Source organism: Aquimarina sp. 433 (assembly GCF_054054605.1).
Genome location: NZ_JBSWZK010000007.1, coordinates 226622 through 246676, shown reverse-complemented (window position 1 = coordinate 246676; position 20055 = coordinate 226622). Strand labels below are relative to the sequence as shown.

The window sequence follows — 20055 nt, the reverse complement described above, 5'->3', positions numbered from 1 at the left end:
ATGATATAAAATTATGTTTTAGAAACATTAATTCACATAGCTAAAACACGGATTCTACATAGGAAAACAACTTTAAAACATAGGGGTAAATACCCCAAAGCATGATATTTAGTTACATCATATAATTCTCGAGTATTCTTTTGACTAGCAGTATTTTTAATATATATCGGTGCTAAGCAAGAACGCAAAGCTCTATCCCCTGAATTCAGTGAGAACATTTTCACTAAATGAAGTGTAGCTAAGCACATAGTATTTATAAATCTTTGTATTGTAAAAATTAAAACTCTTTTATCATGAGAACTGCATTTTTAAAATATACATTCATTGTTACAATTATTTTCATCTCAAAAACACAGTCACAAGAATTAGTTCTTTCCTCTACTACAAACACTTCTAACATATCAGAAAATATAGGTACGAATGGAAACACAAAGAAGACATTACACTATAGTAATGGTACTATTAAAGAAATACGAGAAACCAAAAATGATGTATTACATGGACTTTGGAAGTTTTTCTTTAGTAATGGGGAGTTAAAAAAAGAAGGTGCCTTTTCACAAGGCAAATCTATAGGTACCTGGAAAATTTACAATAAGAAAGGACAATTAATCTTTATTGAAAACTATAAAAACGGAAATGAGCATGGAACTTGGAAAGCATTTTTTCCTAACGGAAATGTAAAAATAGAAGGAGAATTTGTTTCTGGCAAAAGACAAGGACCTTGGAAAGTTTATACAGAAAATGGAGTACTTAAAAAACTGATAACTTTTGAAGATGATATTGAAAAAGGTGAAATTGAATTGAATGATCCGTCTAAGGATTTAAACTTCTTTTCGGTTCAACAATCTATTGGAAATTATTAAGTCCAATTTAAAATTCACACATTATGTTTACACTTACTTTACTATTCATGCTATCGATCATTATTGTTGGATATTATAAGTCATACTGGTCAAAAATTCAGAAACATTATGAATGTATCAACTATGAAAACTATGCATTGATCAAAGAATCTCCTTTCTCTGAGGAATGTAGTAACTACGAGATCTTAAAAAAAGAGAATCAAATCTGGTTTAAAAACGATGGGTATTCACTGTTTTATATTCAGTTAGTTTCTTTGGATTCTAAGAATGTTGAGCTTATTGGACTTGATGGGTATGGGATGAGAAATATGGAATTTAAAAAGTATGTATGTAAACTGATACAGAAGATAAAAATTAAACACAATACGGTATAAAATAAAATAAGGGATAAAATAAATTTTATCCCTTATCTAATTAATTTTTCTAATCTAAAAATTACATTTTTACATCAGATAGTTTTACTTCTTTTGCTTCTTTATCTAACATAATTACTTCATCAAAACCAGCATTTTTGAATTGTTCAAACTGCGTTGCTGCATCTCCAATTACCAAATACGCCATTTTAGATTCATCTAAATACTTATTTGCTAATGCCTTATGCTGCTCTAGTGTCATTCCTTCGATAATAGCTTCTTCTTTAGCAATGTAATCAGGAGCAAGATCATATCTTCCCATTTCCTGTAACATTCCTAATAACGCTCCTTGCGTTTCAAACCTACGTGCATTTGATTTAATCAATGCGTTTTTAGTAAAAGCAAGATCTTCTTCGGAAATACCTTTTTTGTATTTCTCGATTTCATCTTTAAAGATTTTTACCGATTCAAAAGTAGTATTGGTACGAACACTAGAAGATGCTGTAAAAGTACCTGGAATTTTACTACCTCTAAACCCAGACCTAGCTCCGTATGTATATCCTTTTTCTTCTCTTAGAATAAGATTTACATTTCCAGAAAAAGATCCTCCTAATTTATAATTCATAACAGTTGCTGGGAAATAATCCTCATCCGTACGAGCCATTGATAAATTTCCTATGTTAATAACAGACTGTTTTGCATTAGGTATATCTACAAAGTACAATGATGCTTTATCTCTATTGTTTACAATCTCATATTCTGGAATTGTTACTTCTTTACTTGCCCATTTGCTTTCTAAATTTTTAAGTGCTTCAAGAGCTTTGCCTTGACCTAAATCACCAACTATCTGAAACTTACTCACAGAAGGTGAAAAATTATTGTTATAAAACTGTTTTAAATCATCAATAGTAATAGATTCTACAGATGCTACAGTTCCGCTTGTTGGATACGCAAACATATGCTTATCTCCATACAATACTTTATTGTATACATTTCTTGCCACTACGTTAGGGTTAGCAGAAGACCTTTTTATATCATTAATAGTTTTAGTCTTGATTCTTGCAAATTCCTCTTCATCCCATCTTGGTTGTAGTAGAATTTCTTCTACAAGATTCATTGTTTTATCTAGATTTCTTACCAACGTATTTCCGCTAACAACTATTGCTTCTCGTGTTGTATACATATTGATTGAAGCTCCTAACAATTCGATTTCTTCCTCTAATTGTTCTGGAGTTTTAGTAGCGGTACCTTCCATCATAATATCCGTCATTAAATTCGCTACTCCAACTTTATCAAAAGAATCAAGCAAATGTCCTCCAGAAATTACTAAACTGAAATTAACCAAAGGCAATTCGTTTTGTTCTATTCCGTATACCTTCATTCCATTAGATAAAGTTGTATTCCAAGAAGAAGGGATATTTAGTTTTGGAGAATCTCCTTCTTTTGGTGCCACAGATCTATCAAAAGCAGAAGGTGTTTTTTGTATCTCCTCTTTCGAATCTACTACAGCTGTTTCAACATTTTCTTTGATCTCTTCTTCGACTACTGCAGCTACTTCAGAATCTTTTGCTGCTAAATCTGTTTTACCTTTAGGAACAAAACTAGTAATTACATAAGGCTTATCTTTAATATAGGTATTATATACTCTAAGCACATCTTCTTTAGTAACCGCTTTTATATTTTCGATATCTTGGGTAATAAACCCTGGATCTCCAGCAAATACATTATACTGTGCTAATTGAAAAGACTTACCAAGTACACTACTGATCCCATTATAGAATTGCGTTTCTAAACCTGCTTTAATTCTTTCGATATCTGTTTCTGTAATTCCCTCTTCTTCAAATTTCTTGAAAGCTTCAAAAACTCCAGCTTCAATATCCGCAAGGCTTTTTCCATCATTTGCAGTAATATTCACTCTGAATTTACCTGCTATTTCCATGGATCTATTCCAAGCATTTGTATCAGATGTTAATTCTTTTTCTTTTACAAGCACTTTATACAATGGTGCTTTTTTTCCTTCTGATAATAGCTCTCCTAAAAAGTCCAACGCATATGCATCTTTTGTATACTGCTCTACCGTTGGCCAAACCATATTAAGCTGGGCCGTAGTTGCAAAGTTATCCTCGTGCATAAATCTTTTTGTTTCGGACAACGTAACATTCTGAACTTTTAATTTTTCTACTGGCTGTCTTTTTTTAATTTCTCCGAAGTACTTTTCGATCATTGCTTTAGCCTCTGCAGTCTCAAAATCTCCTGCCAATACTAACGTTGCATTATTCGGTCCGTAATACTTATCATAGAATTCTTTTACATCCTCTACAGTTGCATTTTGAAGATCTACCAATTCACCAATTACCTGCCAGTTATAAGGATGTCCTTCTGGGAAAATATTCTTGTCAATTACCCAGTTTGTGTGCCCATAAGGATTGTTATCTACACGCTGTCTTTTCTCGTTCTGTACTACTTCCTGCTGATTATTAAAAGCACTTTCAGTAACTGTATTAATTAAGAACCCCATTCTATCAGACTCTAACCACATTACTGTTTCCATAGCATTTTTTGGTACGACTTCGTAATAAATTGTACCATCTTGCCAAGTACCACCATTAAGGGTTCCTCCTACATCTTGGATTTTTTTAAAAAATTGATCTTGCGGAACGTTTTCTGATTCCTGGAATAACATATGCTCAAACAAGTGAGCAAAACCTGTTCTTCCTTTCTTTTCACGATTAGATCCTACACCATATTGAATGGCTACAGAAACAATAGGATCTGATTTATCCTGATGCAAAACGACTTGAAGACCGTTTTCTAATTCGTACTTTTCGAAATCGATAGATAATTTACCAACTTCTTCGCTTTCTGATTGAGTTTCAGTTGTTTCTTTTTTACAAGAAATAACGGAAACAAATAAAAAGGACATTACCACAATAAAAGTCCTAGATATTCGAGTTTTCATGATGTATTATTTAGATTAAGCTTTAAAAGTACTTTAAGCAAGTGAGTATTCCCTTTGTTGGATTATTAAAAAAAAGTTAAAAAGGCTGTATTCCTTATAATTAGAACTCTTAAATGAGATGTTTTTTATGAATTCTTCAAGATATAGTCGAAAATTGGTTTAATCTTTAGGATGTTCTCATCTTCATCTTAAAAAAAGACCTCTAACCATTTAAAAATAGTAAGAGGTCTTTTGCCAGTTTAAGTTCTGATATAACTAGTATATCAAGGTTATCTTTTGATCATTTTCTTAATCACTTTTTTCTGATTATTCTCAATCATAACAAAGTATGCTCCAGAAGCTAATGAAGAAGTGGTAATTTCGATTCTTTTTGATGTTATATTTTGAATATTTACATAGTCATTTAATCTTCTTCCTCTAATATCAACGATATTAATGACTGGATTTACGAAATCAAAAGAATTATCTATAAACAATTTCCCATCTACTGGATTCGGATACATTTGGATGGTATCAATATTTATATCTTCTACACTAAGTGTTGCAGGCTGCACATCTAGAGTAAAATTAATTAATTGATTTGGAGTACCACAGTTCGCACCAAAAGTAACCTCTACGGTCCAATCACCATCCTCATTTCCATCTAACTCGATGTTAGCAAAATTAATAGTATCGGTATTATACGTCTGTCCTCCTGGAGCTGTCCATATCACAGAAGCATTATTACTAGACGCTGGTATCGTTAATTCTATGTCTAAAGTTTCGATAACAGATACCGTGTCTCCATCGCTAAAAGATGTAACAGTTCCTCCATCAATAGTATACTGACTATCACCATCCGTTAAATCTGGTACTTCGGACGTAACATTTACCGACACTGGTGTTCTTATAGATTCACATCTTCCTCCTTTTGAGGTAAAATTCCATTCGTAAAAAAAGTAATAAAAATCTAATGCATTAAATGAGTTTCCTATTATCGAAACAATATTAGAAGGAGAAGTATATGGATAGTTAACTCCGTTTCCTGTTGGAGTTCTTCTAAGCAATACCAAATCGCTAGAAACAGATATCACATTATTGTCTCCTTTGGGTACATTTAGATTAACAGTTACAAGTGATTCGCCTTCTGGTATATCAACTGTAGCCGATGCCACCAAATCACCAGAACTATTCGCCACCTGGATAGTTCTTTCTCCTGCCTGCATTGCAGATACCGTAAAAGACTCGATGATAACATCATCCGAAGTATTAAAAATAATTCCTGGAGAATTTGTATAATCAGTCGCTGTATTAACGCCTGGAGATGTAGTTTGTTCAGTTACGATCTTGCCAGAAACTCCAGAAACATAATATGTTGTAGTGGCTGTAATTGGCGAAGTAGTAAAAGAACTACCTGTAGCAATTTCAGTTCCTCCTGTGGCAGAAGTATACCATTTAAAATCTGAACTTCCCGATGCAGTGAGCACTGCTGTATCATCTGCACAAACATTCACATCTGATGCAATTGGCTCTAATGCTTCCTCTACATCCAATGTAAATGAATAATCAATAGCTCCACAAGTATTTGTCGAGTTAATTGTTACGATATACTCTCCTGCTTGATTTAATGAAATATCGTTAAACGTAATCGAAGAATCTGTACTTGAATAACCATTTGGTCCTACCCAACTAAATGTAGGATTATCACCTGTTAATACTTCTAAATTTAGTGCTACTGATTGTCCGGTGCATAATCCTTGTGCGGATCCTTGTTCAAATGCCCCATTATCCACAGAAAGCTCTTGTTCTGCAGTAATTGTTAAACAGCTAGGAAGTGAAGACCTCCAAATCCCTCGACCGTAAGTTGCTGCAGTAATAGAATTATCAGAAATATTTATTTCTAAATCATTAACTATTGTAGTTGGAAGATTATTCATAAAAGGTGTCCAAGAACCATTAGTAACACTTCTAAAAACCCCAATACTAGTAGCTACATAAATAGCATCTTGAGATTCTCCGGCTTGATGTACAATATCATTTATGAAAAAATATCTATCAGTAACTGGTAAATTAGAGGATATATTACTAAAATTAATACCTCCATCTATTGATTTTTGTACTCCAGAAGCTGTAGTAATCCATACGATATTAGGGTTGGTATTATGAATTGCAATTCCTCTGATATTACTCCCAAAAGTAAACACATCTGTAACAGTTGTTCCGGAATCTTCAGTTTTTTTAAGTGTACTTCCGACTGCTATATACATAATAGTGTTATCGGAAGGTGCTATTTCCATTTGATCCGCAGAACTTCCCAGACTTGCTAGCTGCACCCATCCGTTCTCTGTAGCATTTAATCTATATAGATTATCATAACCTGCAAATAACTCTCCATTACTATTCATTGCCAAAGGTGTAACCCAATTTCCACTAGATCCGTCAGGTTGAGCTACACTTCCTGAACTACTACTCCCTGCATTATTAGACATATAAAGACCACCTCCGTTTTGGATAAAACCATAATACTTATCATCATTGGTTGGATCTATAGCAGTATCCATTCCATCTGCTCCGTAATAATTCAACCAGTTACCATTCCCATTATTGTATGCATGTCCTCCATTATCTTGAAGTCCTCCAACCATTTTATTAGGGTCATTTTGAGAGATTGCAACCTTATAAAATTGACTTGCTTGAATACCTCCGGTGTGATCTGTAAAATTATCACCTCCATTTGTCGATGAATAGATTCCTCCATCGGAACATACGAATACTGTTCCTCCAAAAGATCTAATCATATGAATATCTGCATGAGTATACGACGGATCACCTGGAAGAAACCATTCATTTAATTTTGAAAAATTGGTGCCTCCATCATTCGATCTCCAGACATTTAAACAACCAACAAATACTTCTTCAGCATTCGTTTGAGACACTCCCAATGCCAAATCAAACCAAGCTTGGCTACTTTCGATAACATCTGTTGTCGTATTTCTTTCTACAAATGATTCTCCACTATCTTCAGAACGGTAAACTCCTTTAAATGTCAAATCTTCATTAACACTTAAAATATATACATAAGTATTATTTGCAGGTGTTACTTCTATTACTAATCTACCATTCGATGTTGGAACTCCACTTGTTATCTGGTTAAAAGAGTTTCCCCCATCTGTAGATTTGTAGTATTCATTTGTCGTTACCGCATAGATAGTATCAGGGTCTCCCGGTTTTAATTTTACATCCTTTATGTTTCCCGAAAGTGTTCTATTCCATGAAACACCTGAATCATTTGTCTTGTAAACCCCTTGATTTGTGGCTACCCATAAAATAGAAGAATTTGTCGGGTGCATATAAATTTCATTCATTGAACTTGGAGTATTATCCGGCCCTAAACCAGTTGGGTTCCATGTTTGCCCTCCATCTGTAGATTTAAAAACCCCTGCACTTTGAGTATCATTACCATCATCATCTCCTGTTGCGATATAGATGATATCAGAATTAGAGTAATCAACAGCTATTCCAGAAACTCCTATTTGTGGTAAGTTATCAGTTAAAGGAACCCACGTTCCACCTGAGTTAGTAGATTTCCATAAACCACCGGCTGGGGTTCCTACATACCATGTATTTGTATCGTTAGGATCCACAACGATTACATTAGTTCTTGCTTGTCCAGATGACCAAGAACCTGTATTTGTATGAGTAAACGGCCCAATTGCTTCCCAATTACTTAAATCTACCGAAGCAAACTTATTTTCTATTTCGTTTCTATGCTCCCATGCAATCCATTTATCTTTTGCCGTCGGTAAATATCCTTCTTGGTCTACAATATCTTCCCATATATATTCCCATCTCTTGAAGGGTTTATAACCACTTCCTTTTTTATTCTTGTCGTGAGTTTTCCAATACTCATTAAAAGATCGTCGAATTTCTTGAAAAGTTGGCTTAACATCTTTACTTTTTTTACTTTGGTTCAAAGTACTCATCCAGGGAGCATCTGCATTATATTGTGCCGTTAAAACCCCTGCTGATAATAACGCGAAAAAGAGATAAAAATACTTCATTGTTGATTAAAATTTTAGTGATTGATTAAAATGATAAATATTATAATTGTGTAAAAAATAAAGTTCCTTTTATATTAACAGATATATTTATGATTACCCTACTTATACAAGTTATAAATAACATATACATTTATATTTGTTTTTTATCCTAACCATCCTTCTCTATCCAAACTTCTATATTGGATCGCTTCAGAAATATGAGACCCTTTAATACATTCTGAACCTTCTAAATCTGCTATGGTTCTAGAGACCTTAAGAATTCTATCATAGGCTCTTGCCGATAGATTCAATCGTTCCATAGCTGTTTTGAGTAATTCTTTAGATGCAGTATCTAATTGACAATACAATCGTAATTGTTTTACATTCATCTGGGCATTATAATGAATGTTTTTCTGGTCTCTAAAGCGTCTGGTTTGAATATCTCTTGCTTTTATTACTCTTTTTCTTATCTCCACACTACTCTCACCTTTTCTATCTTCGCTTAACTTATCAAAAGGTACAGGAGTAACTTCTATATGTATATCGATACGATCTAATAAGGGTCCAGATATCTTACTGAGATATCTTTGCATCTCGGCAGGAGATGAGGTTACAGGTGCGTCAGGGTCATTAAAATATCCACCAGGACTAGGATTCATGCTTGCCACTAACATAAAACTTGATGGATAGGTAACTGTAAATTTGGCTCTAGAAATGGTTACTTCTCTATCTTCTAAGGGTTGACGCATCACTTCCAAAACTTCTCTTTTAAATTCTGGGAGTTCATCTAAAAACAAAACTCCATTATGGGATAATGAAATTTCTCCCGGTTGTGGATAACTACCTCCTCCTACCAGAGCGACATTGGATATCGTATGATGCGGGCTACGAAAAGGCCTTTGCGCCATTAAACCAACATTATCTTTTATTCTTCCGACTACGCTATGAATTTTTGTAGTTTCCAACGCTTCCTGAAGTGACATCGGAGGTAAAATACTAGGTAATCTTTTACTAAGCATTGTTTTTCCGCTTCCTGGAGGTCCTACCAAAATAATATTATGACCACCAGCAGCAGCAATTTCCATACATCTTTTTATACTTTCTTGTCCTTTAACATCTGCAAAATCATACTCTGGGTTATCCAATTCTTTATAAAATTCTGTTCGGGTATCTACAAATGTTTGCTCTAATGTTCCAGCTCCATCAAAAAAATCAATAACTTCTTTAATATTTTCTACACCAAAAACCTGTAGATTATCTACAATAGCTGCTTCCTTAGCATTTTGTTTGGGTAAAATAAACCCTTTAAAGCCTTCCTCTCTGGCTTTTATTGCGATAGGCAATGCTCCTTTTATGGGTTGAAGACTTCCATCCAAAGAAAGCTCTCCCATGATAAGATATTCGGATATATCAATTCCTTTAATTTGAGAACTAGCAGCTAAAATCCCAATAGCTAATGTTAGATCATATGCAGATCCTTCTTTTCGTAAGTCGGCAGGAGCCATATTAATCGTAATTTTTTTCCCAGGGAGTTTATATTGATTATTCTGAAGTGCAGCTGCAATACGAAAACTACTTTCTTTAATTGCATTATCTGGGAGTCCTACCAAATGATAACCAATTCCTTTGTCTATATTAACTTCTACAGTAATAGTTGTTGCTTCTACACCAAAAACAGCGCTTCCGAAAACCTTAATAAGCATATTCTCTTATTTTAATGGGAGTTATAGCCTCCCATAGAGTACAATTCTTATTAGTTTGTGTCTTTAGTGTAATAAATGTTACCCTAGAACATGATTTTTTTAAAAAAAATATTCTGGGAAAGTAAAAAGATTTAATATATCTAATTCATCTTTTAGGAGAGTTATCAAAAGAGAAAATATTACACTTTTGATTCCTACACGAAAAGGATATAGCAAAATTCTCTAAAACCAAAATCTTATTTGGACAAGGATTAATTAACGTATTAAAAATACTTTCACGAAAGTAAAAGTGACGATTGTATAAAAAACAAATAGGACTATTTCTAGGCGGTATTTTTCTATTATTCTCTTTAACATCTCGGTTTGGTTTACATTCTTAGTTAAGTTCATGTATAAAACAGTTAGCATACCAATTACCCTAAATTTAATAACAAAAAAATCCCAATCTTGGTTAGTTATTGGGATTTATCAAAAACAATAATTTTGATTGTAGCAAATTATTAATAGTCAATATCCTTATATATCCAACTATCTTTTCACTAATACTCATCAAATAACATAACAAACAATTTAAATCATTGCTTCCTGATGAGACAGAAACAATTTTTCATTTAAAAACCTAAGGGTTGGTATTTTATCTTTGGTTTCTACAAGAATTGAAATATTATTATTACTACCACCATAAGAAATCATTCTTACGGGTATATAATTTAATATTTCAAAAAGCTTGTGAGAATTTTTATCATTTATAACAGACTCTCCAACTACACAAATAATACTGTGATTTTGTTCTACTGTTATTTCGGCATAGTTTTCTATTTCCTTAACAATCTCGTCTATGTATGTAGTATCATCAATAGTTAAAGAAATTGCTATCTCCGAAGTTGTAATCATGTCTATAGAAGTATGGTAATTGTCAAATACTTCGAATATTCTTCTTAAGTATCCATGAGCCATTAACATTCGGTTGGATTTGATCTTAATCGCAGTAATACCATCTTTTGCAGAAATCGCTTTTAAGCCTTTTCTGTAGGTTTTATTGGATATTACAGTTCCTGAAGCTTCTGGATCAAAAGTGTTCTTAAGTAAAACAGGAATGTTCTTATCTACTACAGGTGAGACAGTTTGAGGATGTAATATTTTAGCTCCGAAGTAAGCCAATTCTGCCGCTTCATTATAAGTAAGATGCGAAATTGGATTTGTTCCTTCTACGTATCTTGGATCGTTATTATGTAATCCATCTATGTCTGTCCAAATCTGAACTTCTTCGGCATTTAGTGCAGCTCCAATAATCGTAGCCGTGTAATCACTACCTCCGCGTTTTAGTGTACCTATTTGCCCTAAATGATCTCTACATACAAAACCTTGTGTAATATAAATTTCATGAGACTCTTCGGAACTTAACACTTGTTCTAATTTTTGAGCAACTTTAGTAATATTAGGATTATCTACGTTATCCACATACATAAATTCCTTTGCTGCTATCAGTCTATTTGCAACTCCTTTTGTAGAAAGAAAGTTTGAAAAAATATACGTCAATAAAGTTTCTCCGAACGTCAAAAATTTGGCGTTTAAAACTTCTGTATATTCCTGATTAGATAACTCTAACATTTCAGTAATCATTAAAGAAATCCTATCCTTCATCTCACTTCTTAAACCAGCATCTTCAATTAATGCATCAATAACATCTAAATGCTTGTTTTCTAATCTGTGTAAGTTTCGGGTAACTGCTTCAGCATCTTTTAATTTTATATAAGAAACTAAATTCACCAATTGATCCGTTACACCAGACATTGCTGAACATACTACGATCTTCTTATCATTGTCTCTAGAAAGAATTTGCTTTACTCTATGTAAGTTCTCTACAGATCCAACAGATGTTCCTCCAAACTTTAAAATCTTCATTGCATATAATTTTTCATTGCATAATTAAACAATAGTTCATACAGAATAAATATTTTAATAAAAAAAGTCTATATTTACACATTGTGTTAAATATCTAACAAAATGAAAACAATAACAGATTGTGTACATAATATTCTTAGACATCAACCTTTTTTAGAAGATGCTCTCTCCAGAGATATTATTAATTTTAGTTCTTTAGCTACTGACTTACTACCGCAAGTAGAAAAAGAAATGAGAAAACCAGTAAAAGCAGGATCTATCGTAATGGCCTTGCGCAGATATCATCCCAAAAGAATTAAAAACTCAGAAAACCTTGGAAATCTAGGTGATATTGTTGTAAGATCTGGTATTACTGAGTATGCTTTTCTGAATTCCAATACGATACTTACCAGTCAATCAAATCTTTTGAATACTGTAAAAGATATGACCAAAACATATTTTACCTATTCCAGCAATTTTCAAGAAAGTAATATTTTAGTTTCATCTTCTCTAAAAGAAATTGTAGAAGATCACTTTAAAGATGAAACTTGCATTTCTGTAAAAGATGATTTATCATCAATGTCGATTGCTCTTCCGGATGACAGTTCCAAATCAATTGGTCTTTATTTCTATATATTTAAGCTTTTAGCATATGAGGGTATTCCAATTTTTGAAATCATATCTACCTCAAACTATTTTACATTATTCCTCGAAAAAGAATTTGTAAATGATGCCTTTTTATTAATGAATGAAATAAAAGAAAGGTAATCTCTATATGGACTTCAAGAATAAAAGAAAATCATATTTGATTCTCTCCTAACATACGAACATTGGGGCATTTTTCTTTTTTAATATTATATTAAATCGTATCCTAAATTTGGTTAATTGAATATATTTAACGGATTTTTACATATTATTTAATTTGGGGTGCTAGATGTTAAGAAAAATTAAGAAAAACATTGTTTTCTGGGTATTATTATCCTGTTTTGGAAGTATTGCACAACAAATTGATTCTTTTTCAGAAGCATCAATCTATAATCAGCAAAACGATGTTGTATTACCTTTAGAGATTCAACAATTTATTCTGGAAGAAGATTCATTAGCACTTGTATCTAAGTTTATAAGAAATACTTATAAGATAAACCAAGACACTCTTTGCGCAATAAAAGGATATCAACTTTTCTTGAAACGTGGCATTAGCGAGAATAATCTAAAAATTCAGCATTCTTGTCATTCAAGACTTGGCTTTATTTATTACAATCTATCAGAATATCAACAATCGATTTCTTATTATTATCAAGCACTTAAAACTGCAAAAAACCAAAGGCATACAAAAAACATCATCAACAATAACAGCCAATTAGGTAGTATATTTTTTGATTTAGGAGATCTTGATAATGCATCAATTTTTTATACAAACGCTAAAGAATTGATAAAAAAATCAGATACTTTATATAGCCTGGCGAAAAAGACAGAGAAACAATTAACTTTAGTTTTAAACATTGCTAATGTAAAAACCAGATTAAAGCGTTATGAAGAAGCTTTATTTGAAATAGAAAACGCTAAGGTTTTATTGGCTAAATTAAGTAAAGAAAAAATGGGAAAATATAAAAACGCTCATTTGTCTATGTTACTTAATAAAAGTTTCTGTGAACTTGAATTAGATCAGTTCGACACCTCCGAGAAAACTATTGAAGAAGGCATAAACTTAGGTAAACAATATAAATTTAAAAGTTTTATAGGAGACTTCTATGTCAACAAAGGTCTTTTATATTATAAGAAAGATGAATTAGAAAAGGCAAAGCAATATTTTGAAAAAGGCTTATCTATTTTCAATACCTATGAGAGCAAAAAGTTCTCTAATTACCTCATGGCAAACTACAATTTAGCTAAATGTCTTTTCGACCTAAAAAAAGAAAAAGAAGCATTAAAACTTTTAGAGAGTAATTTTGAGCAAGTTAATGGTATTTCTAATGTTCATAATATAGATAAAATGTATGAGCTTGCTATTCATATAGCGGAAAACTCAAACGACACCATAAAACAATTAATGCTCAGAAAAAATCTAAACAAGATCCAGAAAATAAAGACGAATGATCAACTAAAAGCTCGTGATATAATTCAAAAAAACGATTTTCAAACACATAAGAACCAGATAAATACATTTAAAACTAAAAACAAACAAAACACTACTGTAAAAAATTTCTTTATTTCCATTAGTGTCGTTCTAATTATAATCTTAGTTATTTCTTTTCTGTTATATCGAAAAAATACAATTTCAAATAAAAAGAGGTTCGAAGAAATTTTATTGAAACTTCATGAAACCGAAATACGAAAACAAGAGAAAACCAAATCTAAAGTCCTAGAACCAGAATTATCTATAAAAGATGATCAGGTAATCGAAATATTGCAAAAACTAGAGAAATTAGAAAACTCTGATTTTTTTATACAAAAAGATTGTAATTTATATAGTACCGCAAAAAAAATTGGTACTAATACTTCTTATCTATCGAAAGCTCTTAATGAATACAAAAAACAATCTTTTGTAGAATACTTAAATAATTTACGGATTGACTACGTGCTAAAACGACTAAAAAATGATTCTAAATTTAGAGCCTATACGATTACTGCTATTTCGGAAGAAATAGGATATAAAAGCCCAAACACATTTACCAAAGCCTTTAGAAAAAAAACCAATCTTACACCTTCCTATTATATTAAACAATTTAATAAAGAGGAAGGTATGGATACCTCAAATTCATAAATTTGAGGTGCTAAGCTATATAATAGCTCTTTTCATAAGCTATTTTTGCATTAAAACTATCTCATGCAAAAAATCTTTTACCTCCTATTATGTTTACTTTTTTCGAAAACTATTATTTCTCAGGAAATTGATTATTATATTCCAATAGCAATTACTATCTCAGATAATCCAGATCTTTTAGATTCTCAAAAACAGATTTTCCAATTGTCATTTGAAGAAGAAATTCCCGAAACATTTTTTACCGATGATATCGTTACCTTTGATTTAAACATTTACAATCTATCTTCATATCCAAGACCTCGGTTAAAGATTGAATATGCCCCTTGCCATGAATGCGATCAAAGAAGAGGTGGCTCATTACGTCCGATTATCATAGAACCTTGTGACGAAGTGGTTATTCTAAGTGGAGATGACGAATGCGATTCATTTCATCACCACCTTTTTCGAGGAGAAACTCTAAACTTAAAACAATTAGGTTTTAACGATTTACAATTAAATCTTTCTTATTTCGACCAAAGAGAATCCCAATTTATAACAGTAGCACAGAAAATTGAATTGTTCCAAGTATTACCGATCCCTCCCGACCTAAAAGTAACACAAAAATACGCTCATATCACTTCGGGAGCATCCAGTAATAATATAAAATTGAGTGCTACAACCCTAATAAAAAACACTAGTAAAGTTTCTACTAATGAAACAAGTATCATTAATTATTATGCTTCAAAAGATGCTGTTTTTGATCCTTCCGACATATTACTTACTAAAAGACAAATTCCCGAAATGAAGGGTAATCAAGAAATTACAGTAAGCATTGGGCAACAAATTTTTATTCCTCCATACTATGATGATATACCTAATAATTTTTGTTATCTCATAGCCTTTATAGACCCTGAAAATTTAATACTGGAAAAAGATGAAACTAACAATATCGATTCTTTTCATTTGTGCTCTGAAAGTGATGACTATCATGGAAATCAAATACTAGTATATCCCAATCCGATAGAATCTTATGTATATGTAGAAAGCAAAAGTACAGATATAAACGAGGTAATTACATTAGAAGTTTATAACACTGAAGGAATTTTAATATACAATTCTACTTTACTACCTTTTCATTCTGAGAAAGAGAAAAACATCTATAGGTCAGAAAATCCTAATCTATCCAGAGGTTTATATCACTATCGTTTTCAAATAGGTAAGAACATTATACACAAAACTCTAGTTAAAAAATAAAGTAAACTATTTGAAATATTTTCATAAGAACAAATGATAACACAAGAGATGTAAATTTATAAATCTGCGTATACTGTCTTTCGTTATTAGTAAATCCACTCTTAGTTTAGCAATCGAAACGACGTCGATTCTTTTTTAATTCATCTTAAATCATTTTACAATATGAAAAAATTAAAAATTAAAATTTTAATGGTGATCGTCGCTGGTCTTTTATTTTCTTGTGAGGAAAACGAAACCGCAGAGGATCTACAACTCCTTGAATTGGATCACGATGTTATGATTACAACAAAAGGAGTGTTAGATTCTGAAGAAAGTCAATCGAAAAACTTCCGGGGATTCGAATTTAATTCAGGTACACTCTTTAGTAATGGATTACAAAGAACCTTAGATTTTTCTAGCAGAACCGTTGCACATACCACACAATGGGTTGATTTAACGATTTCTACAACGGTAAATATTGAAAGTTTAGACAGATCTGAACGAAATTCTAATATTGTTGCCACGGGAAGATCTGATATTCGATTAGATGGCGTTGGACAAGGATTAAGTCTTTTATATCGTAAACAAGGGATTTTTGGTAAAACAAAAGTTACTCCTTTTACCTCCGCTAGATTTCATTCTAATGTAGTATCAAGTCAAAATATTTATGCTGAAGATGGTCCTATGCAGTTAACCGTGCATGCAAATGAATTTGGATGGATGTGGATACGAATAAAACAAAACAATATAGAAAAGCATAGTGCATTATATCGTTTTACACCACCGTTCAATCCAAATAGTACTTTCTCTGGAGGAAGTATTCGTCTAAGTCGATTCGCCATTTCTGGTGGTAGCAATAATGAATTCGCTATTGCATCTTCCAGTTACAATGGTTATGCTGGTTGGTTTGAAGAACAATAAACTAAATCATAACATTCTACAAAAAACAAAAGCCCTGATTTCTCAGGGCTTTTATTAATATTTTCTTTTGGTATGTTACCAAATACTCACTCTTTTTTCTGGAGCTAAATACATACTATCTCCTTCTTTAATATCAAAAGCATCATAAAACGCTTGTACATTTAATAAAGGTTGTATTGCTCGAGTAGTTCCTGGTGAATGAGGATCTGTTTTAATTTGAGTTCTTAGAGCATCTTCTCTAATCTTTGTTCTCCACACAGTAGCCCAAGACATAAAGAATCTTTGTTCTGGAGTAAACCCATCAATATCTTCAGGTCTTCCATTTTCTTCTAAGTGCATTTGTAAACCATCATAAGCACCTAAAACACCTCCTAAATCACCAATATTCTCACCAAGTGTAAATTTACCATTGATAAAAACACTATCTAAAACTTCGATAGCGCTATATTGTTCCGCTAGAGCAGATCCTCGCTCTGTAAACTTTTTAAGGTCACCGTCTGTCCACCAATTTGAAAGATTTCCTTCGGCATCAAAGCGAGCACCAGAATCATCAAAGGCGTGTGATATCTCATGACCAATTACAGCTCCAATCCCTCCATAATTTACCGCTTCATCAGCTGTATAATTATAAAAAGGTGGTTGTAATATTGCTGCTGGGAAAACAATCTCATTAAACAATGGATTGAAATAAGCATTTACTGTTTGCGGAGACATTCCCCATTCTGATTTATCTACAGGCTCACCAATTTCTTCAATATTCTTTTTGAAACTCCATTTAGAAACTGCAATCATATTTTCGAAATAAGAATTTCCATCTTTTACATCTAATGTAGAGTAGTCTTCCCACTCATCAGGATATCCTATTTTAACTGTAAACTTATCCAATTTCTGAATAGCTTTTGTTTTTGTGCTGTCACTCATCCAGTCTAGAACTTCAATTCTTTTTTGATACGCTTTAATAACATTAGCGATCATTTTTTCGGCCTTAGCTTTTGCCTCTGGCGGGAACTTTTCATCTACATATAATTGACCTATAGCCTCCCCTACTGAACCATTTACTCTGGCCAAAGCTCTTTCTTCTAATGGTCTTTGTTTTATTGCTCCATTTAACGTTTTACTATAAAAGTCCCAATTTGCCTTTTCAATCTCTGTAGAAAGAGAACCTGCAGCGTTATTAAAAGTAGACCAACGCATTACAGTCTTAAGATCTTCGATGCTAGTGTTAGCAAGAACATCTTGCAATGCTACCATATACTTAGGCTGCATAACGATCACAGAATCTAAGTCTTTTTTTACCTCTAAATCCTTCATTAATTTATTCCAATCGATAGCAGGAGTCATTTCTGTTAATTGCTCCATAGATCTAGGATTGTTAAAGTTTCTTGTATCTCTACTTTCCACTTTATCCAAACGAGGTTCTGCCAATTTGGTTTCAATTAATAATATCGTTTCAGCATTTTTACGTGCTTGTTTTTCAGTTTCACCAATATATTGTAACATTCTGGTGATATGATCTAAATATTGTCCTCTTATTTCTTTAGATTTTTCATCTTGATCTAGATAATAATCGCGATCAGGAAGCCCTAAACCTCCTGTAGATATATAAGGAGCATTAACGGTACTATTACTCAAATTTGGAAACGACACTAAACCAGCGAACGGCGCTGAAACAGCAGTTTCTGAAGCTAATACTGTTTGTAGATCTTTTAAATTCTTAATTGCTGCAATTTTATCTAAAGTGGGTTTCAATGGGGTGATACCAGCTTTATCTCTTGCAATTGTATCCATAATAGATTCATAAATCAATATTGCTTTGTATTGATCTGTCCCTGCCGCATATTTTCCGCTAGCTTTCGCTTTAGCTAAAATATCCAATACATCGTAATCAGTTTTTTTCCTTAAAACTCCAAAACCTCCCCATCTGGTTCTATCTTCAGGGATTTCGGTATTCTTCATCCAATTTCCATTTACATAATTATAGAAATCTTCTTTTGGGCTCACAGAGGTATCCATGTTATCTAAGACAATCCCTGGAATCTTTTCTACTTTTGCAGTAGTTTCTTTTTGCCCTTCTTCTTCTTTTTTGGATTCATTCTTGCAACTGACGAAAGCAATTGAGAGTGCAACCAAAAAATACACTTTTCTCATTTTTGTATACATTTTATTAGCGAATTAAGTTTAGTTATTCAAAATATGACGTAAAAATTGAGGATTTGTTACTTATTTTGAATCTGGCAAGTTAGATAAATTGCAAAAATGAAGGAAATTCTTTACAAAATTTAACGAACTATAACAAACACCAAAAAACACAAGACACTGATTTACAACAAAAAACAATTAAACATTACCAAAGCATTAACTTTATATTAACATTTTAGTGATTTATCTTTCATTCTCAAATTAACTGATCTCCCGTTAGAAAACAGATTTTAATAATCTAGAATCAAAATCGAAAGGTTCGATTTCTATTAATTTTACTAGATCAAAGTTTGGATGTAATGGATTAATCAATAGATTTTGCTCTCTTGGTACAATGATACTTGGTACTTTTAGGCCCAAATATTTATTCTCTGATATCCAATTCATAGCAAAATGTTGAATACCTGTAGATGGCGGTATTTTATTCCAATCCTTTGGTAACTCCTTTATATCGATAGTAGACACCAACTCGTCAGGTACCTCTATAGTGGCTAAAGACATATTATCTGGAAAGTAAGCAGCAGGAAGGTGAGCCAATACTTCTAAGACAGAAAGTGAAGAGCTTGTACTCGTATACAAAACTGCAACACCTTTTGGATTCCATCTACCGCCAACTGTTTTAGCTCCTATTCCGGTAAGGTCACGAATGTATTTTTGTTTCGCAATTCTATATACTAACATTATGCAAAAATTCCATGCTCAATACGAATTAATTCTTCGTTTAATAACTGAAATCCAAATGTAGTATCAAGCAATTCTTTTGGTCTTTTAGTAGCTAATGCAACATTCGGGAGTTCCATCCATCTTTTAAAACGTTCTAAATCTCCAAAGATACTCTCTCCTCTTGCATAAAGTTTTGCCAATTGTAATGCTTTTGCACTAGCTTCTGTGCTAAGTTTCTTTTTTAATTCGTATCGTTGTATGGTACGTTCAGAAACATGTAGGACATGCGCAAGCTCACTAAGATCAAAATCTATAGTTTTAGCAAGATGTAACAATGCTCTTTTATCTATTCCGTTTCGAGATAATTCTATAAAATCATATACATTTCGTAAAGGGATATTAATATTTAAATATCTTAACAACCCCTGACTTTCTAGACTATCATAATCTAAAGGTGATACCGCGCTCATACATTACATTTTTTACATGACAAAAGTACAAAAAAAAATGACAAA

13 protein-coding genes are annotated in these 20055 nt (G+C 32.4%); 6 read left to right on the top strand and 7 right to left on the bottom strand.

Annotated features, from left to right (window positions below; translation table 11 throughout):
- Positions 1 to 293: 293 nt before the first annotated feature.
- Entirely contained in the window at positions 294 to 863 is a 570-nt protein-coding gene (locus ACWNT5_RS15765) for a toxin-antitoxin system YwqK family antitoxin (protein ID WP_299607128.1), read from the top strand.
- 23 nt (positions 864 to 886) lie between these two features.
- Positions 887 to 1237, top strand: coding sequence for a hypothetical protein (locus tag ACWNT5_RS15760; RefSeq protein ID WP_299607127.1), 351 nt, complete (start codon positions 887 to 889; stop codon positions 1235 to 1237).
- Between the two features lie 61 nt (positions 1238 to 1298).
- Here ACWNT5_RS15760 and ACWNT5_RS15755 read toward each other — a convergent pair whose 3' ends face one another.
- The 4 genes from ACWNT5_RS15755 to ACWNT5_RS15740 form a co-directional block, all read right to left on the bottom strand.
- Entirely contained in the window at positions 1299 to 4175 is a 2877-nt protein-coding gene (locus tag ACWNT5_RS15755) for a M16 family metallopeptidase (RefSeq protein WP_299607126.1), read from the bottom strand.
- Positions 4176 to 4444: 269 nt separating this feature from the next.
- The gene (locus tag ACWNT5_RS15750) at positions 4445 to 8215 is read right to left on the bottom strand and encodes an Ig-like domain-containing protein (protein WP_456517868.1); all 3771 of its coding nucleotides are present in this window, start codon (positions 8213 to 8215) and stop codon (positions 4445 to 4447) included.
- 143 nt (positions 8216 to 8358) lie between these two features.
- Entirely contained in the window at positions 8359 to 9897 is a 1539-nt protein-coding gene (locus ACWNT5_RS15745) for a YifB family Mg chelatase-like AAA ATPase (protein WP_299899238.1), read from the bottom strand.
- A gap of 570 nt (positions 9898 to 10467) precedes the next feature.
- Positions 10468 to 11802: an aspartate kinase gene (locus ACWNT5_RS15740; RefSeq protein WP_456517867.1), complete on the bottom strand. Its 1335-nt coding sequence runs from the start codon at positions 11800 to 11802 to the stop codon at positions 10468 to 10470.
- A gap of 102 nt (positions 11803 to 11904) precedes the next feature.
- Here ACWNT5_RS15740 and ACWNT5_RS15735 point away from each other — a divergent pair, with 102 nt between their 5' ends.
- The 4 genes from ACWNT5_RS15735 (at position 11905) to ACWNT5_RS15720 (ending at position 16678) form a co-directional block, all read left to right on the top strand.
- The gene (locus ACWNT5_RS15735) at positions 11905 to 12549 is read left to right on the top strand and encodes a hypothetical protein (RefSeq protein ID WP_299607118.1); all 645 of its coding nucleotides are present in this window, start codon (positions 11905 to 11907) and stop codon (positions 12547 to 12549) included.
- Between the two features lie 166 nt (positions 12550 to 12715).
- The gene (locus tag ACWNT5_RS15730; protein WP_456517866.1) at positions 12716 to 14545 is read left to right on the top strand and encodes a helix-turn-helix domain-containing protein; all 1830 of its coding nucleotides are present in this window, start codon (positions 12716 to 12718) and stop codon (positions 14543 to 14545) included.
- A gap of 63 nt (positions 14546 to 14608) precedes the next feature.
- Positions 14609 to 15778 carry a CARDB domain-containing protein gene (locus ACWNT5_RS15725; RefSeq protein ID WP_456517865.1) on the top strand — a complete coding sequence of 390 codons (1170 nt, stop codon included), beginning with the start codon at positions 14609 to 14611 and terminating at the stop codon, positions 15776 to 15778.
- A gap of 162 nt (positions 15779 to 15940) precedes the next feature.
- Positions 15941 to 16678 carry a hypothetical protein gene (locus ACWNT5_RS15720; RefSeq protein ID WP_456517864.1) on the top strand — a complete coding sequence of 246 codons (738 nt, stop codon included), beginning with the start codon at positions 15941 to 15943 and terminating at the stop codon, positions 16676 to 16678.
- A gap of 75 nt (positions 16679 to 16753) precedes the next feature.
- Here ACWNT5_RS15720 and ACWNT5_RS15715 read toward each other — a convergent pair whose 3' ends face one another.
- From ACWNT5_RS15715 to parS, 3 genes are all read right to left on the bottom strand, one after another.
- Positions 16754 to 18826 carry a M13 family metallopeptidase gene (locus tag ACWNT5_RS15715; protein WP_456517863.1) on the bottom strand — a complete coding sequence of 691 codons (2073 nt, stop codon included), beginning with the start codon at positions 18824 to 18826 and terminating at the stop codon, positions 16754 to 16756.
- Positions 18827 to 19093: 267 nt separating this feature from the next.
- On the bottom strand, positions 19094 to 19558 hold the full coding sequence (locus ACWNT5_RS15710) for an RES family NAD+ phosphorylase (RefSeq protein WP_299607111.1): 465 nt from the start codon (positions 19556 to 19558) through the stop codon (positions 19094 to 19096).
- Positions 19558 to 20010 (bottom strand): type II RES/Xre toxin-antitoxin system antitoxin, encoded by a 453-nt coding sequence (gene parS / locus ACWNT5_RS15705; protein WP_299607110.1) that lies wholly within the window; start codon positions 20008 to 20010, stop codon positions 19558 to 19560. Before parS ends, ACWNT5_RS15710 begins: the two co-directional genes overlap by 1 nt.
- Between the last annotated feature and the right edge of the window lie 45 nt (positions 20011 to 20055).

Excerpts from the sequence above, each read along its gene's own strand:
- ACWNT5_RS15725 (WP_456517865.1), top strand. The coding sequence starts at position 14,609 with ATGCAAAAAATCTTTTACCTCCTATTATGTTTACTTTTTTCGAAAACT.
- ACWNT5_RS15745 (WP_299899238.1), bottom strand. The coding sequence starts at position 9,897 with ATGCTTATTAAGGTTTTCGGAAGCGCTGTTTTTGGTGTAGAAGCAACA.
- ACWNT5_RS15730 (WP_456517866.1), top strand. The coding sequence starts at position 12,716 with ATGTTAAGAAAAATTAAGAAAAACATTGTTTTCTGGGTATTATTATCC.
- parS (WP_299607110.1), bottom strand. The coding sequence starts at position 20,010 with ATGAGCGCGGTATCACCTTTAGATTATGATAGTCTAGAAAGTCAGGGG.
- ACWNT5_RS15760 (WP_299607127.1), top strand. The coding sequence starts at position 887 with ATGTTTACACTTACTTTACTATTCATGCTATCGATCATTATTGTTGGA.
- ACWNT5_RS15765 (WP_299607128.1), top strand. The coding sequence starts at position 294 with ATGAGAACTGCATTTTTAAAATATACATTCATTGTTACAATTATTTTC.
- ACWNT5_RS15715 (WP_456517863.1), bottom strand. The coding sequence starts at position 18,826 with ATGAGAAAAGTGTATTTTTTGGTTGCACTCTCAATTGCTTTCGTCAGT.
- ACWNT5_RS15710 (WP_299607111.1), bottom strand. The coding sequence starts at position 19,558 with ATGTTAGTATATAGAATTGCGAAACAAAAATACATTCGTGACCTTACC.
- ACWNT5_RS15750 (WP_456517868.1), bottom strand. The coding sequence starts at position 8,215 with ATGAAGTATTTTTATCTCTTTTTCGCGTTATTATCAGCAGGGGTTTTA.
- ACWNT5_RS15735 (WP_299607118.1), top strand. The coding sequence starts at position 11,905 with ATGAAAACAATAACAGATTGTGTACATAATATTCTTAGACATCAACCT.
- ACWNT5_RS15740 (WP_456517867.1), bottom strand. The coding sequence starts at position 11,802 with ATGAAGATTTTAAAGTTTGGAGGAACATCTGTTGGATCTGTAGAGAAC.
- ACWNT5_RS15755 (WP_299607126.1), bottom strand. The coding sequence starts at position 4,175 with ATGAAAACTCGAATATCTAGGACTTTTATTGTGGTAATGTCCTTTTTA.
- ACWNT5_RS15720 (WP_456517864.1), top strand. The coding sequence starts at position 15,941 with ATGAAAAAATTAAAAATTAAAATTTTAATGGTGATCGTCGCTGGTCTT.